Below are 13,640 nucleotides of genomic sequence, written 5' to 3'. Positions count from 1 at the left end.
GAACAGCCGGCGTTCCAGCCGGTAACAGTCCTGACTCCTGGTTGATCACCACCAGACAACAGAGGAGAACGCTCTTTACAAGCGAATGAGAATCAGGTTCAATAACAATATTGATTGTTATGTTATAACGGTATCATTCATAAAGAAGAACATTCATCCCGCCTACGGATACGTGGTGTTTAAGGACACTTCCTGTGGCAAGACCTTTCGCATTCGCTCTACCTGTACTTCTGCCGAGACCATCGTCTGGGAAGACGGCAACACTTACCCTCTGGTTAACCTGGATATTTCCAGCGCTTCGCACCCTGTGTATACCGGTGAGCAGCGCCAGGTGGGCAACGAGGGCCGGGTGGCCCAGTTCAACAAACGTTTCGGCAAGCTTGCCAGCAAGTAAACCGGATCTTGTGTCTGCGGACACGCACTCAGGCAAGCCAATAATCAACGCGCTCCGCTTCGGGGCGCGTTTTTGTTGGGAGCAAGGTGGGTGGTGATGTTTTATCATCTGCAGCCCGTGGTCGGGCAGTCATAAAAACTTCATGTAAACGATTACATGCTTTAAGTAAACGTTAACATTACTGTAAAAAAGCAAATCTATAGTGCTTTCCATCAGAAGGAGGGCATTTATGAGCAGAACGGTTACCATCAGGGATATTGCACAGCACTGTGGCCTGTCTATCGCTACCGTGTCTCGGGTCGTCAACAACAAGGGGGCGGTACGGGCCGAAACCGTGGCCAGAGTAGAGGCCGCGGTCAGCGCTCTGGGCTACCGTCCGAGCATGGCGGCGCGGGCCCTGAAAACCGCCAGCAGCATGACCCTGGGGGTGATCATTCCCAGTCTGACCAACCCGGTGTTTGCTGAAACCGCCGCAGGCTTGCAGCAGCGGTCCCGGACCCTGGGCTATACCCCGTTAATTCTCTCCTCAGACTATGACGATGCGCTGGAACTGAGCGCGGTGGAAACCCTGCTCGCCTATCAGGTAGACGGGGTGCTGCTTACCGTGAATGACGCGGCCCGCAGCGCTGCCCTGCAGCGACTGGACGAAGCCGGTGTCCCCTATTGCCTGATGCACAATGTGCCGCGTGAGCAGATAACTGCCCATGTAGGCGTCGATAACTTTTGTGCTGCCGCCGAGGTGGCAGAGCGCATTCTTGCCGCAGGCCATCGCTGCATCGGCATGATTTCGGGCGAATTTGTGCGTACCGACAGAGCCCGGGATCGCCATGCGGGCTTTCTGTCGGGCCTGCATCAGGCTGGCGTGCAACTGGCACAGCTGGTGCAGGTGGATCCGGTCAATGCCACCGGACTGGCGCAGGCGCTGGCTGCCATTTATAACCAGCCGGGAGCGCAGCCGACCGCCTGGTTCTGCTCTAACGATCTGCTGGCGCTGGCCACCATTGCTCAGCTGGAGCAGCTTGGCCGGCGGGTACCCGATGATGTGTCCCTGGTCGGATTTGATGGTATTCAGGCCGGCGCTCTGCGCATGCCAGCCCTGACCAGCGTGCGCACTCCCAACCTTGAAATTGGCAGTACTGCCGTGGATACCCTGATGGCCCAGCGCCATCTCAGTGCCTTGGACACGGGTTGTCAGCTCAGCTACCAGCTGGTGGCGGGTGGCACCCTGACGCTCCTTACCGATTCCCCCGTTCAACCCCTCAGTGAGAGATAACATCATGCTTAAGCAACGTGTAGTTAAATGGGCTTCGGCCCTGGCCGTGACTGCCAGTGTCCTGGGTGGCCAGGCCCAGGCCGCCGATGCCATCTGTTATAACTGTCCGCCTCAGTGGGCCGACTGGGCTACCCAGCTCAAGGTCATCAAGGAAGAGCTGGGCTACCAGGTTCCCTTTGACAACAAGAACTCGGGCCAGACCCTGTCTCAGTTGCTGGCCGAGCAGAACAGCCCGGTGGCCGATGTGGCGTATTATGGTGTGTCGTTTGGCATTACCGCTGCTGAGAAGGGCGTCACCGAGTCTTACCAGCCTGCCAACTGGGAGCAGATCCCTGACGGTCTGAAGGATCCGCAAGGCCACTGGTTTACCATTCATTCCGGTACCCTGGGACTGTTTGTGAACGTGGACGCTCTTGACGGCAAGCCGGTGCCTCAACGCTGGCAGGATCTGCTCGATCCTGTCTACAAGGGCATGATTGGTTATCTGGATCCGTCCAGTGCCTTTGTCGGTTATGCCGGCGCGGTCGCGATCAACGGTGCGTTGGGAGGGGATCTGAATAACTTCGAGCCTGGTCTGAATTTCCTGGCTAAATTGCAGGAAAATGATCCCATTGTGCCCAAGCAGACCGCCTATGCCCGCGTGCTTTCGGGCGAGATCCCCATCATGCTGGACTACGACTTCAATGCCTACCGCGCCAAATACAAGGACGGTGCCAATGTACAGTTTGTGATCCCCGAAGAAGGCAGCGTGGTTGTGCCCTATGTAATGAGCCTGGTGAAGAACTCGCCTAATCCGGAAAAGGGCCGGAAGATCCTCGACTTCGTGCTTTCCGACAAGGGCCAGTCGGTATGGGCCAACGCCTTTCTGCGACCGGTCCGCCCCGATGCCATGCCGGAAGACGTGAAGGCCCGTTTCCTGCCCGAGTCTGATTATGCCCGCGCCGTGGCGGTGGACTACGGCAGAATGGCCGAGGTTCAATCCCGCTTCCAGCAGCAATATCTTGATCGCATGCAGTAATTGGTGACCAGGGCAGGTGCCAGGCACCCGCCCTGATTCCGCTTTTGATTTTCCCCTGTTGAGAACATCCATGTCTGTTTCAAGCAAACGCAACCTCAGCCTGATGATGCTGCCGGTGCTGATCATTACCTGCGCCTTTTTTCTGATCCCCATGGGTCAGCTGATCCTGGTCTCGGTCAGCGGTGACAATGGTGCCATGAATTACTGGCAGGCACTGACCGACGGCCGCTATCTGCGCAGTATGCTGGAGACCCTGGTGCTGTCGGTAGTCACCACGCTCACTACCCTGGCTATAGCGCTGGTAGCCGGCCTGTTTCTGGCCCGCAATCAGTTTTCCGGCAAGGCATGGCTGGTGTCGCTGATGACGTTTCCGCTGGCATTCCCCGGTGTGGTGGTGGGCTTTCTGGTGATTATGCTGGGCGGCCGTCAGGGTCTGAGTGCCGAGCTCGGACTGCTGCTCGATGGCTCACGCTGGACTTTCGCCTACTCGCTGGCCGGGTTGTTTGTCGGCTATGTGTATTTCTCCATTCCCCGGGTGTTGCTGACGGTGATGTCTGCGGTGGAGAAGATGGACCTGATGCTGGAAGAGGCGGCTCGTTCGCTCGGGGCCTCGCGCCTGCGTATTGTGCTGGATGTGATCCTGCCGGCGCTTAAACCGGCGCTGATCGCCAGCGGCGCCATCTGCTTTGCCACTTCCATGGGGGCCTTTGGCACTGCCTTTGCGCTGGCCAGTGGCATCAATGTGATGCCGATGACCATTTACACCGAATTTACCCTGGGTGCCAATATTGCCATGGCGGCGGCGTTGAGCATCATACTCGGCCTTATCACCTGGCTGGTGCTGCTGCTGGCACGCTCGGCCTCGGGGGCCAGCTCCACTCCTGCCGCCTGAGGATACCGCCATGAAACGACCTTTTTCCTATTATCTGCAACTGGCGTTCACTCTGCTGGTGTGCGCTTTTATGGTGGTGCCGGTACTGATGTCGGTGACGGCCGGCCTGACCAGCAACTACTTCCAGGGACTCTCCAGCGGGCTGACCCTGCGCTGGATCAATGAAGTGCTGACGCTTTACAGCGATACCCTGTGGCTGACCTTGCAGCTGGCACTGGCAACCCTGCTGGTGAACCTGCTGGTAGGGGTGCCGGCGGCCTATTATCTGGCAACGTCTGCCAGCCGCTGGGCGCGTATTTTTGAAGAGCTGATTGTGCTGCCGGTGGCCATTCCCGGCCTGGCCATCGCCCTGGCGCTGATCATCGCTTATGGCGGCCATGGTGATCTGCGTACCAGCTGGCTGTTTATTCTTATCGGCCATGTGTTGTACACCCTGCCGTTTATGGTGCGTTCGGTGCTGGCAGTGCTGCACAGCATCGATTTCAAACAGCTGGAAGAAGGAGCTGCCAGTCTGGGGGCCGGCTTCTGGCGTCGCTTTCGCGATGTGGTCGTGCCTAATTGCAAAGGCGGCATCATCAGCGGAGCGCTGATGACCCTGACCCTGTCGGTGGGTGAGTTCAACCTTACCTGGATGTTGCATACACCACTGACCAAAACCCTGCCGGTGGGACTGGCAGACTCCTATGCCTCAATGCGGCTGGAGATCAGCAGCGCCTATACCCTGATTTTCCTGCTCATGCTGCTGCCACTGATGATAGGTGTGCAGTGGAGTGGCACCCGGCTGCGCAAGCCGGCGGCCCGTTAATCCGTATTTTGTTTCAGGACTGACTCAATGACCATTAATGAACACGGCGTTGCCATTCGCCTGCAAAACTGCCGCAAAACCTTTGCCGACGGCACCCTGGCCCTGCACCCGCTGGACTTGACCATTCAGGCCGGCGAGACCCTGGTATTGCTCGGGCCCTCGGGCTGCGGCAAAACCACCACACTGCGCATGATTGCCGGCCTGGAGTTTCCCGATGAAGGGGGCCGCATTCTGTTCGGTGATGAAGATGTAACGCGTCAGCCCATTGAAAAGCGCAAGGTGGGCATGGTGTTCCAGTCTTATGCCCTGTTTCCCAATATGACGGTGGCCGAGAACGTGGGTTATGGCCTCAAGGTGCAGAAGGTGAAAGCCGCCGACATCAAGCGGCGGGTGGCTGACATGCTGGAGATGATGGAGCTGGCTCCGTTGGCTCACCGGCGTATCAGCCAGCTGTCGGGCGGTCAGCGGCAGCGGGTGGCGCTGGCGCGGGCGATTATCACCAGCCCGCGGGTGCTGCTGCTCGACGAGCCGCTCACTGCCCTTGATGCCCTGCTGCGCGACCGGCTGCGGGCCGATATTAACAGCCTGCTGCGCAAACTCGGCATTACCGCCATTTATGTGACCCATGATCAGGATGAAGCCATGGCACTGGGAGATCGCATTGTGGTGATGGAGCATGGCCGGGTGTCCCAGATTGGCACTCCGAGGGAAATTTATTTCGAACCCCAAAATGACTTTGTGGCTGACTTTATCGGCCAGATCAACGTGTTTGAGGGCCAGGTCCGCAACCGCTGCATGCAACTGCCAGGGGGAAGCCTGACGGGGGTGGCGCTGGCCGACGGCCCCGGGCGAATTCACTGCCGGCCGGAAGATATGGAGATCACCGAGGCCGGCAGTGGCCAGCTGACCGGCGTGGTGCAGCAGACCCAGTTTATCGGAGATCGTAACCGGGTGTGGGTGAGCGGTGTCAGTGAGCAGCCGGTACTGGTGGACTGCGACGGGCGGGCGCAGTTTACGCCGGGGCAGACGGTGGGGCTGTTAATTAAACCGGATCAGATGATCCGGTTGGATCAGCAACAGGTGAGGGCGGCATGATCATTGCGCAACTGACGGATCTTCATATTAAGGCCGGTGGCAAGCCGGCTTATGCCGGCAAGGTGGACACGTTTGCCCGGCTGCAGCAGGCGGTGGATCATCTCAATAACCTGCAACCCCGGCCTGATCTGGTATTGATCACCGGTGATCTCGGCGATTTCGGCAGTGAAGCCGAATACCGCCAGGCCCGCCTGGCGCTGGACCGGCTGCTGATGCCGTTTTATCTGGTGCCGGGCAACCATGACGATCGCCGCGCCCTGCGGGCGGTGTTTGCGGATCATCAATACCTGTTTCAGACCCAGGATCATCTGAGCTATGTCATCGACGGACTGCCACTGCGTCTGGTCGGTCTGGATACCAGCGTGCCGGGCAAACCCCATGGTCTGATCGATGCAGAACGTCGTGACTGGCTGGAGCAGACCTTAAGCCGGGCACCGGCGCAGCGCACCCTGCTGTTTATGCATCATCCGCCAGTGGCGGTGGGGCTGGAGCACATGGATGTGCAGCGGCTGCACGGTGCCGATGAGCTGGCCGGGGTGCTGAAGCAGCAGCCGCAGGTGGAATTGCTGCTCTGCGGTCACCTGCACCGGCCGGTGGAGTTTATCTGGTGCGGACGGCCGGTGTATGTGGGTCCGGCCCACAACCATGCGGTGACCCTGGATCTGCGGCCCGGCGCACCTTCATCTTTTACCAGAGAGCCGGCGATGATCCGTCTGCTTTATCTGCATCCGCAAAGCGGCCTGCTGCTGAGCCACCAGAGCCATGTGGACGACAGCGATGGCCCCCATCCGTTCTTTGACCAACAGGGCAGGCTGATAGACTGATGAAACCCATAAACCAGCTGTCGCCGGCCCGGGCCGGTGCCATTCGTTACATTCTCACCGATGTGGACGATACCCTCAGTTACCGGGGCCAGCTGCTGCCCCGGACTCTGCAGGCACTCTATGATCTGCGCGCAGCCGGCATTACCGTGGTGCCGATTACCGGCGCTTGCGCTGGCTGGTGCGATGCTCTGGTGCGTCTGTTACCAGTGAACACCGTGATTGGCGAGGGCGGAGGCTTTCGTTTTCAGCTTGATGGTCAGCGTCTGAGCACCGAATACTGGTTGCCCGATGAGCGTCGCCATCAGCAGCGGGAACAACTGGCAGCGGCGGTGAACGCAGCGCTGACCGCCGTGCCCCGGGCCATGCTGGCGGCGGATCAGTCGTTGCGCCTGACTGATATGGCCATCGACATCGGCCAGGCGGTGACCCTGAGCACCGACGAAGTCAGCGCGCTGTGCGCCGAGCTGGACCGGCATGAGGTGAACTATGCCACCAGCTCGATTCACCTTAATGTGTGGAGCGGTGATCACAACAAGTGGCGCGCCGCCGAGCGTTATTTCACTGCCCGGCTGGGACTGACCCCAGAGCAGATCCAGGCTCAGGTGCTGTGCATTGGTGATTCGGCTAATGACGAGCCGATGTTTCGCGCTCTGCCGTTGAGTGTGGGAGTGGCCAATATCATCCACAGCCTGCCCTGGCTGGCTACCCTGCCGTCCTATCAAACGGAAGAAGAAGGAGGCAAGGGCTTCGCCGAAATGGCCGAGCACCTGCTGGAGGCAAGGGGGGAAGTCACATCCGGGGTCATGGTCAGCGAGTCAACTGCATAGCCGGGTTACTGGATGCAGAGCCCGGACAACGGCTGTCACTGCGGCCGCTAGGAGTGCCTGGCCGGTTACTCTTTCTGCAGGGTGACATCAAAGCGAATATCGGCCTGCAGTTTGTTGTTGGGGTTGTGCTCCGTCTGCAGGTTTTCTACATACAGCAGGCTGGTTTCTACACTGCCGCTGGCGCGGCCGGTGTCGCCGTTAAGCTCCAGCACATCCAGCTGAATGGATACTTCTTCTTTGGTGCCGTAGTGCGGGGTGAGGGTACTTTCCGGAAAATACGTGACAGAAGCAGTGTTGGCCTTACCCTGCATGATCATAAAGTCGATGGTGAGTGTGCCTTTGGTTTCATATTTGTTCTGGCGATGACCCTGTATGGATACACTGTACATGCCGGGCATGATTTCACTGAAGTTGGCGGTAGATCCTTGCTGGTGCTCCAGAATGTGCCAGTTGTGTTGTTTGCCGTCCAGGGTGCCTGCCAATTCGTTGGCAAAAGAAAGGGGCGCTATGGTCAGCGCCAGTGCCAGTGAGGTGTTTATGGTTTTCATCAAGAGTGCTCTCCGCTCGGGCTGCCAGCTGTGTCCGGCAGCGTTGAGTCCAGTGTAGAACAAAAAAACCGGCGGCCTTGTGGCACGCCGGTACGTTTGTTGCGACGAAATGAAATCAGCTTTCCAGGCTGCGCACCTTGCCGGCCAGGGCGGCAAAGTCGAAGGGCTGGCGGGTTGGCACCAGCAGCAGCAGGGCGGAGATGGCTACCGGCACAAAGGTGGCCAGCAGGAAGGACTCCAACAGGTAGGTGGCGGCTTCGCCCGGTGCCGGGAACAGCATCAGGCCGGCCACCAGCCCGGCAAAGGTGCTGAGCATGGCATTCCAGCCCTGGTAGCGGGCATTGTAGAAGCCGAAAAACACCGGAAACGCTGCAGCGCAGCACAGCAGGTCTGCCAGCAGGAACAGGTACAGCACACTGAAACCCTGGGAAGCCACATACAGCACTGGAATCGATACCAGCACAATCAGCCAGCGAGACATCCCCAGCAGGGTGTGCACGCTGGTTTGTGGCAGCAGCCGGCGCAGATCCACCACCAGCATGCTGGTCAGACCGCTGACGGTGGAGTCGGCACTGCTCATAATTAGCGCCAGGCCAAAGGGCAGCAGACCAATGGCAAACCACAGCGGCATGTTGGGCATCAGCACACTGAACAGTGCGACCGAGCCGTCGCCGGGTAAATCCAGCCCGACAAAGGCCAGGCCAAACAGCCCCATGATGAAAATGATGGGGAAGCTGAGGATCCCGCTCAGGATAAAGCTGTTGCGGATCACCTTGTCGTCCCGGGCGGCAAATACCCGTTGCCAGGTGCCCTGGTAGAACAGGCCGGTCAGCACCACGGCAAGGAAGAAAGTGAGACCGGATTTAAGACCGGTGGTGTCGAGAGGATCAAGCAGGTGTGGTGCTTTTTCCTGCAGGCCGGTCAGGGCCGGAGCCAGGCCGCCGGTGGCTTGCCAGCCGAGCACGATCAGTGTCAGCAGAAATGGCAGTATCACCAGCATTTGTACCCGATCGGTAAAAATGGTGACCCGCAGGCCACCATACAGGGTGTAGAGCAGGGTGGCAGCCATCACAATGCCGGCGGTTACCCACAAGGGCACCGGCGCCAGCAGGGCGACCATCTGGGCAATGGCGGTCAGACCGGCGGTCAGGGCAATAAACATATAGAACAGCATAATCACCAGCACAAACGCGTACATGCCCCGGCCATAGCGACCCATTACAAATTCAGTCAGGGTGTGGCCTTCAGGCATCAGCTCGCGAATACGTTTGCCCAGCGGAATCATGATCAGCCGTGGTGCCAGCACGCCCAGGGCATAGCCGGTAATGGCACCCACACCACCCCAGGTGGCGGCCTGGGCCGGGCCGAACAAAATCCAGGTGCCCATGGTAGTGGCCAGCAGCGTCAGCATGGTAGCGCTGCCGTTCTGGCTGTTGCGGGCCACAATAAAATCTTCCGGCTGATCCTGTTGCCGCCGGGCGTAAAGCAGGCCGGGTATGGCGAAGGCCGCCGCAAAGAAACAGAGCCATAAAACGGCGGTGGTGGTATCCAGCATGTGTTCTCCCTTTGCCCTAGTGAGCACTAAATGGCCGGGGTATACGGACGAGAAGAGGGAGAGGGCGGATCGGGATTGCGCGGCAGCCTTTGTTTCCTTCCCTTCGCCGGCATTACCCGGATCAGGTTCTAAGGGTTACCGCCGGTGTGGCGGAGTCTCAGCCCGTGTGGGCTCCCCCAGGAATCGCGAAATGAGGGTAAGGGGTGTCAGCGTGGTTGTCAATGTGGATGGCGGCGCTGCTGCTGTCAGCGGCCCGCCTGGGGTATTGCCGCCGAGCGACGGCCTGCGGCATGTCGCTGCAGCCACCAGGTTGCCAGGCAGGAGAGCAGAATGCCGGGCCAGAGCCGTGCCGCCACCGGCTCACCGTCAAGGAGCCAGAGCAGCAGGGCTACCATCGCCGGATTGAGGTAGGTATAGGCCATGACCCGCTGCGGCCCCAGCGTGATGCTGCCGCCCTGAAAGAGGTAGCCGCTGGTCAGGGTGGCAAACACGACCAGGTAGATCATCGCCAGCCAGTCGGGCCGGGCCAGCGCCTGCCACTGCAGAGGAGTGCCGGTCAGCCAGATAATCAGCCCCATCCAGAATGCCCCGCCCAGCAGGGTGGCACAGGTGAGCACGGCTACCGGATCGTTGCGGTACAGCAGTTTCATGCTGATCGAGTAGGCGCACATGCTGAGTACCGCCAGCAGAAACAGCTGGTCTCCGGGATTGAGTTGCAGGGTCAGGAGGCGCGCCGGGCTGCCTTCAAAGATTACCCAGAGTGCCCCCAGCATACCCAGCAGATAGCTGAACCCCTGCACGGTGGTGAGCCGTGAGCCCAGCAACCAGATGCCCGCCACCCCGGTCAGCGCCGGTACCAGAGTGAACAGGGCTCCGGTGTTGAGTGCCGTGGTGGTATGCAGCGCCTCGAACATCAGAATGAAAAACAACGAAAAAAACAGGCTGATCAGCAGACCGCGGGGCAGGGCCCGCCACAGCTGTCCCCGGCGTTCGCGCCGGTAAAGTACCCAGGGCAGCAGCAGGGCGGCGGCCAGCACAAAACGCAGCAGGGTAAGGGAGGCCGGCGGTGCCACCGGTGCCAACCGTGCCGAGATGATAAAGGAGCCCGCCACCAGCAGGGTGGCGAGTAGAACACGCCCGTGGGCGTGCCAGTGTTGAACATTCATGATTTGCCTCCGGGCCGGATGACGGCCCCTGCATGGTCAGAAACGGTTCAGGATCCTCACGGTATCCAGCGATCTTTGTCCTGGTCTGGGATGGGCGTCCTTGTTGCCCTTGCCGATGGTCAGCACCATACCTACCAGGTGATCTTCGGGCAGCTGGATCAGCTCGGCCACGCGCTCGGCGTCAAAGCCGATCATGGGGCAGCTGTCGTAGCCCATGGCGCTGGCGGCCAGCATGGCGGTCTGGGCCGCAATGCCCACCGAGCGGATTGCCTCATCCCGCTGCAGTTGCGGCTTGCCGGCGTAAAAGCCGTGAATCATCGACAGCATCAGATCGCGGGTGTCGGCGGGGGCATCGCGCCAGCAGTGGCCAGGATCGTTTTGCCAGGCCTGGGTATCGGCGCACAGTACCAGCAGCAGGGAGGCGTCGGTAATCTGTGGCTGATCCCAAGCGGCGGCGCGCAGTGCTGCGCGCAACTGCGGATCGTCCACCTGCACAAAGCGGCAGTGCTGAAGGTTGAAGGAGGTGGGGGCCTGCAGCAGGTGCTGAAACAGTCGCTCAACATCGGCAGCGGGCATGCGAAAGCTGGCATCGTACTGCCTGATGGCCCGGCGGGACATGATGGCATCGAGGGTATGCATGGTCTGGCTCCTGGAAACAATGTCTTGGTTTGGAGCTCAGTATTCCATGTGCAAAAATGAAGAAAAACAGACTGAGCGCAGAGGATATGTGCATGAACGCACAGCCGGACGACTGGCACGAAATTCATACCGCCTATCAGGTGGCCCGCCTGGGTTCGCTGAGCGCGGCCGCCCAGCAGCTGGAAGTACACCACAGCACCGTGTTGCGGCGCATTAACGCGCTGGAAACGAGAATGGGAGCGCGTTTGTTCCATCGTCATCCCCGGGGCTATGTGGCCACCGAGGCCGGACGGGCTCTGCTGGCCGCCGCCGCCCAGGCTGAACAGGCCTTCAGTGTCATGCGCGCCCGGGTTAACGAAAGCGAGACCCTGGCGGGGACCCTGATCCTTACCTCGGTCAACAACCTGGTGCCTTACCTGACGCCGTTGCTGGCCGAGTTTCAGCAACTGCACCCGAATATCCGGCTGGAGTATGCCGCCGACAGCCGGGTGTTCCGGCTGGAACAAGGCGAAGCCCATGTAGGCATACGTTCCGTGTTCAAACCGGACCATCCGGATTATGTGGTGCAGCGGCTGACCCGGGCCACGGGGACCCTGTATGCCAACCGGGAATATCTGCGCCGCCATGGGCACATGTCATCGCTGGAGGATCTTGCCGGGCACCGCTTTATCGGCACCACCCGGCCTTGTTCCAGCAGCATGTACATGCGCTGGATGGAAGCAAATGTGCCGGCAGAGCAGGTCCGTTACCGGGTGCAGGACTTCACCGGTTTTATTCCCGCCCTGCAGGCCGGGCTGGGGTGCGGTCCCTTGAGTTGCTGGCATGCCAGCCTGGCCCCCGAGCTGCAGCCGCTGTTGCCACCCCCGGGGGAATGGGCCCACGATCTCTGGCTGACCAGCCACGGAGACATGCACCGCTCGGCCAAGGTGCAGGCCTTTACCGGTTTTCTCAAGGCCCGTATTGCCGAGCGTCAGGCCGACTTTATGCCGGCATGAGCGAACAATAAAAAAACGCGGCCGGAGCCGCGTTTTGTGAGGGGAACGGTTATTTCACCATCCAGCCGATGTTTTCGCCGGCGCGGATCGGCACCAGCTGGTCGCCGCCCAGGGGCAGGGTTTCGCCCACGGTCCAGGACTCTTTCACCAGCGTGATGGTGTCGGTGTTACGGGGCAGGCCGTAGAAGTCGGGACCGTTGTGGCTGGTAAAGGCTTCCAGCTTGTCCAGGGCGCCGGCCTCTTCAAAGGCTTCGGCGTACAGCTCCACGGCGGCATGGGAGGTGTAGGCTCCGGCGCAGCCACAGGCGGCTTCTTTACGGTGTTGAAAGTGCGGTGCCGAGTCGGTGCCGATAAAGAACTTTTTGCTGCCGCTGGTCGCGGCGCGCACCAGTGCCTGCTGATGGGTGTTGCGCTTGAGGATCGGCAGGCAGTAGTAATGCGGCCTAATGCCGCCCGCCAGCATGTGATTGCGGTTGAACAGCAGGTGGTGGGCGGTGATGGTGGCGGCCACGTTGTCGCCGGCCTGCTCCACGAAATTGACCGCGTGTTCGGTGGTAATGTGCTCCAGCACGATCTTCAGATCGGGGAAGTCGCGCACCACATCGGGCAGCACGGTTTCCAGAAAGACTTTCTCGCGGTCGAAGATATCGATGCGTGAATCGGTGACCTCACCGTGTACCAGTAGCAGGGTGCCGGTTTCCTGCATGGCTTCGAGCACCGGGTAGATGTTTTTCACATCGGTCACGCCGGAGTCGGAGTTGGTGGTGGCTCCGGCCGGATACAGCTTGCAGGCCACAATGTCGTTATTGGCCCGGCCTTTACGAATTTCTTCGGGCTGGGTGTTGTCGGTGAGGTACAGGCTCATCACAGGTTCAAACCGGCTGCCTTCGGGGCGTACTGCCAGAATGCGGTCGCGGTATTGCTGGGCCAGTTCGGTGCTGGTCACGGGGGGGACCAGGTTGGGCATCACCAGGGCGCGGCCCAGGTAGCGGCTGGCATCGCGTACAGTGTCTTGCAGTTGCTCACCGTCGCGCAGGTGCAGGTGCCAGTCGTCGGGGCGGGTAATAGTCAGAGTGGTCGTGGTCATTGTCGGCTCGGCGTTATCCATTGCTTTCGAGGACTTCATTATCCACCCGATGGCGGTTTTCACCAAACTTGCCGCAGAGAATGCCGTTCTGTTGGTGGAGTGAATGTTGTCATGTCCGCGCATGCGGACATCCATGAATCAGTGCAGGGTACCAGCAAAGGCGTTGTCTGTTGTATGGACCCCCGCTTTCGCGGGGGTGACAATAATTTCCGTCATGCCCGTGGAGACGGGCATCCAGACAGAAGTGCACGACGGCAGCAGCGGTATTGCTGCCGAATGGACCTCCGCCTTCGCGGTGGTGACGATGTTCGTATATGAGGGGATGACGTTCTTCCGCGGAGGTGGTGTTATTCGGTGGCAGTGGCATAGCTTAAGGCTTCCAGCCATCGTTGCGGGTATGTTATGGTCTGTGCCGTGACACGGGGTGTCCTGCACCACAGGGCTGAGATAACACCCGTAGAACCTGATCCAGTTCATACTGGCGAAGGGATGTCAGCCTGCCGGCCATGATGCCATCGCTGC

14 protein-coding genes and 2 riboswitches are annotated in these 13,640 nt (G+C 60.0%); of the genes, 9 read left to right on the top strand and 5 right to left on the bottom strand.

Annotated features, from left to right (window positions below):
- Nucleotides 1–85: 85 nt before the first annotated feature.
- The 8 genes from B6S09_RS12960 to B6S09_RS12925 all read left to right on the top strand — a co-directional run bounded on the left by B6S09_RS12960 (nt 86) and on the right by B6S09_RS12925 (nt 7,128).
- The gene (locus B6S09_RS12960) at nt 86–394 is read left to right on the top strand and encodes a type B 50S ribosomal protein L31 (RefSeq protein ID WP_094278919.1); all 309 of its coding nucleotides are present in this window, start codon (nt 86–88) and stop codon (nt 392–394) included.
- Nucleotides 395–623: 229 nt separating this feature from the next.
- A complete protein-coding gene (locus tag B6S09_RS12955; RefSeq protein ID WP_094278918.1) occupies nt 624–1,667 on the top strand; it encodes a LacI family DNA-binding transcriptional regulator in 1,044 nt (347 codons plus the stop codon).
- A gap of 4 nt (nt 1,668–1,671) precedes the next feature.
- Nucleotides 1,672–2,685 carry an ABC transporter substrate-binding protein gene (locus B6S09_RS12950; protein ID WP_094278917.1) on the top strand — a complete coding sequence of 338 codons (1,014 nt, stop codon included), beginning with the start codon at nt 1,672–1,674 and terminating at the stop codon, nt 2,683–2,685.
- A 70-nt stretch (nt 2,686–2,755) separates the two neighbouring features.
- Nucleotides 2,756–3,577 carry an ABC transporter permease gene (locus tag B6S09_RS12945; RefSeq protein ID WP_094278916.1) on the top strand — a complete coding sequence of 274 codons (822 nt, stop codon included), beginning with the start codon at nt 2,756–2,758 and terminating at the stop codon, nt 3,575–3,577.
- Between the two features lie 10 nt (nt 3,578–3,587).
- Nucleotides 3,588–4,382: an ABC transporter permease gene (locus B6S09_RS12940; RefSeq protein WP_094278915.1), complete on the top strand. Its 795-nt coding sequence runs from the start codon at nt 3,588–3,590 to the stop codon at nt 4,380–4,382.
- A gap of 27 nt (nt 4,383–4,409) precedes the next feature.
- A complete protein-coding gene (locus tag B6S09_RS12935; protein WP_094278914.1) occupies nt 4,410–5,477 on the top strand; it encodes an ABC transporter ATP-binding protein in 1,068 nt (355 codons plus the stop codon).
- On the top strand, nt 5,474–6,301 hold the full coding sequence (locus B6S09_RS12930; RefSeq protein WP_094278913.1) for a phosphodiesterase: 828 nt from the start codon (nt 5,474–5,476) through the stop codon (nt 6,299–6,301). Before B6S09_RS12935 ends, B6S09_RS12930 begins: the two co-directional genes overlap by 4 nt.
- Entirely contained in the window at nt 6,301–7,128 is an 828-nt protein-coding gene (locus B6S09_RS12925) for an HAD family hydrolase (RefSeq protein ID WP_094278912.1), read from the top strand. Before B6S09_RS12930 ends, B6S09_RS12925 begins: the two co-directional genes overlap by 1 nt.
- 65 nt (nt 7,129–7,193) lie before the next feature.
- Here B6S09_RS12925 and B6S09_RS12920 read toward each other — a convergent pair whose 3' ends face one another.
- From B6S09_RS12920 to B6S09_RS12905, 4 genes are all read right to left on the bottom strand, one after another.
- Complete coding sequence (locus B6S09_RS12920; protein WP_141201991.1) at nt 7,194–7,679, bottom strand: hypothetical protein; 486 nt, start codon at nt 7,677–7,679, stop codon at nt 7,194–7,196.
- A 112-nt stretch (nt 7,680–7,791) separates the two neighbouring features.
- Entirely contained in the window at nt 7,792–9,231 is a 1,440-nt protein-coding gene (locus tag B6S09_RS12915) for a sodium:solute symporter family protein (RefSeq protein WP_094278910.1), read from the bottom strand.
- An 81-nt stretch (nt 9,232–9,312) separates the two neighbouring features.
- Nucleotides 9,313–9,419, bottom strand: a riboswitch (TPP riboswitch).
- A 57-nt stretch (nt 9,420–9,476) separates the two neighbouring features.
- Complete coding sequence (locus tag B6S09_RS12910) at nt 9,477–10,397, bottom strand: DMT family transporter (protein WP_094278909.1); 921 nt, start codon at nt 10,395–10,397, stop codon at nt 9,477–9,479.
- Between the two features lie 36 nt (nt 10,398–10,433).
- On the bottom strand, nt 10,434–11,036 hold the full coding sequence (locus B6S09_RS12905; protein WP_094278908.1) for a nitroreductase family protein: 603 nt from the start codon (nt 11,034–11,036) through the stop codon (nt 10,434–10,436).
- A gap of 92 nt (nt 11,037–11,128) precedes the next feature.
- Here B6S09_RS12905 and B6S09_RS12900 point away from each other — a divergent pair, with 92 nt between their 5' ends.
- Nucleotides 11,129–12,031 (top strand): LysR family transcriptional regulator, encoded by a 903-nt coding sequence (locus B6S09_RS12900; protein ID WP_094278907.1) that lies wholly within the window; start codon nt 11,129–11,131, stop codon nt 12,029–12,031.
- 49 nt (nt 12,032–12,080) lie between these two features.
- Here the strand turns inward: B6S09_RS12900 and pyrC are convergent, their stop codons facing one another.
- The gene (gene pyrC, locus B6S09_RS12895; protein WP_094278906.1) at nt 12,081–13,118 is read right to left on the bottom strand and encodes a dihydroorotase; all 1,038 of its coding nucleotides are present in this window, start codon (nt 13,116–13,118) and stop codon (nt 12,081–12,083) included.
- Nucleotides 13,119–13,528: 410 nt separating this feature from the next.
- Nucleotides 13,529–13,625, top strand: a riboswitch (TPP riboswitch).
- Nucleotides 13,626–13,640 lie beyond the last annotated feature (15 nt).

This window comes from Oceanimonas baumannii, from assembly GCF_002245495.1.
GTDB classification, from domain to species: domain Bacteria; phylum Pseudomonadota; class Gammaproteobacteria; order Enterobacterales; family Aeromonadaceae; genus Oceanimonas; species Oceanimonas baumannii.
This window is presented reverse-complemented; position numbering and strand designations above follow the sequence as displayed.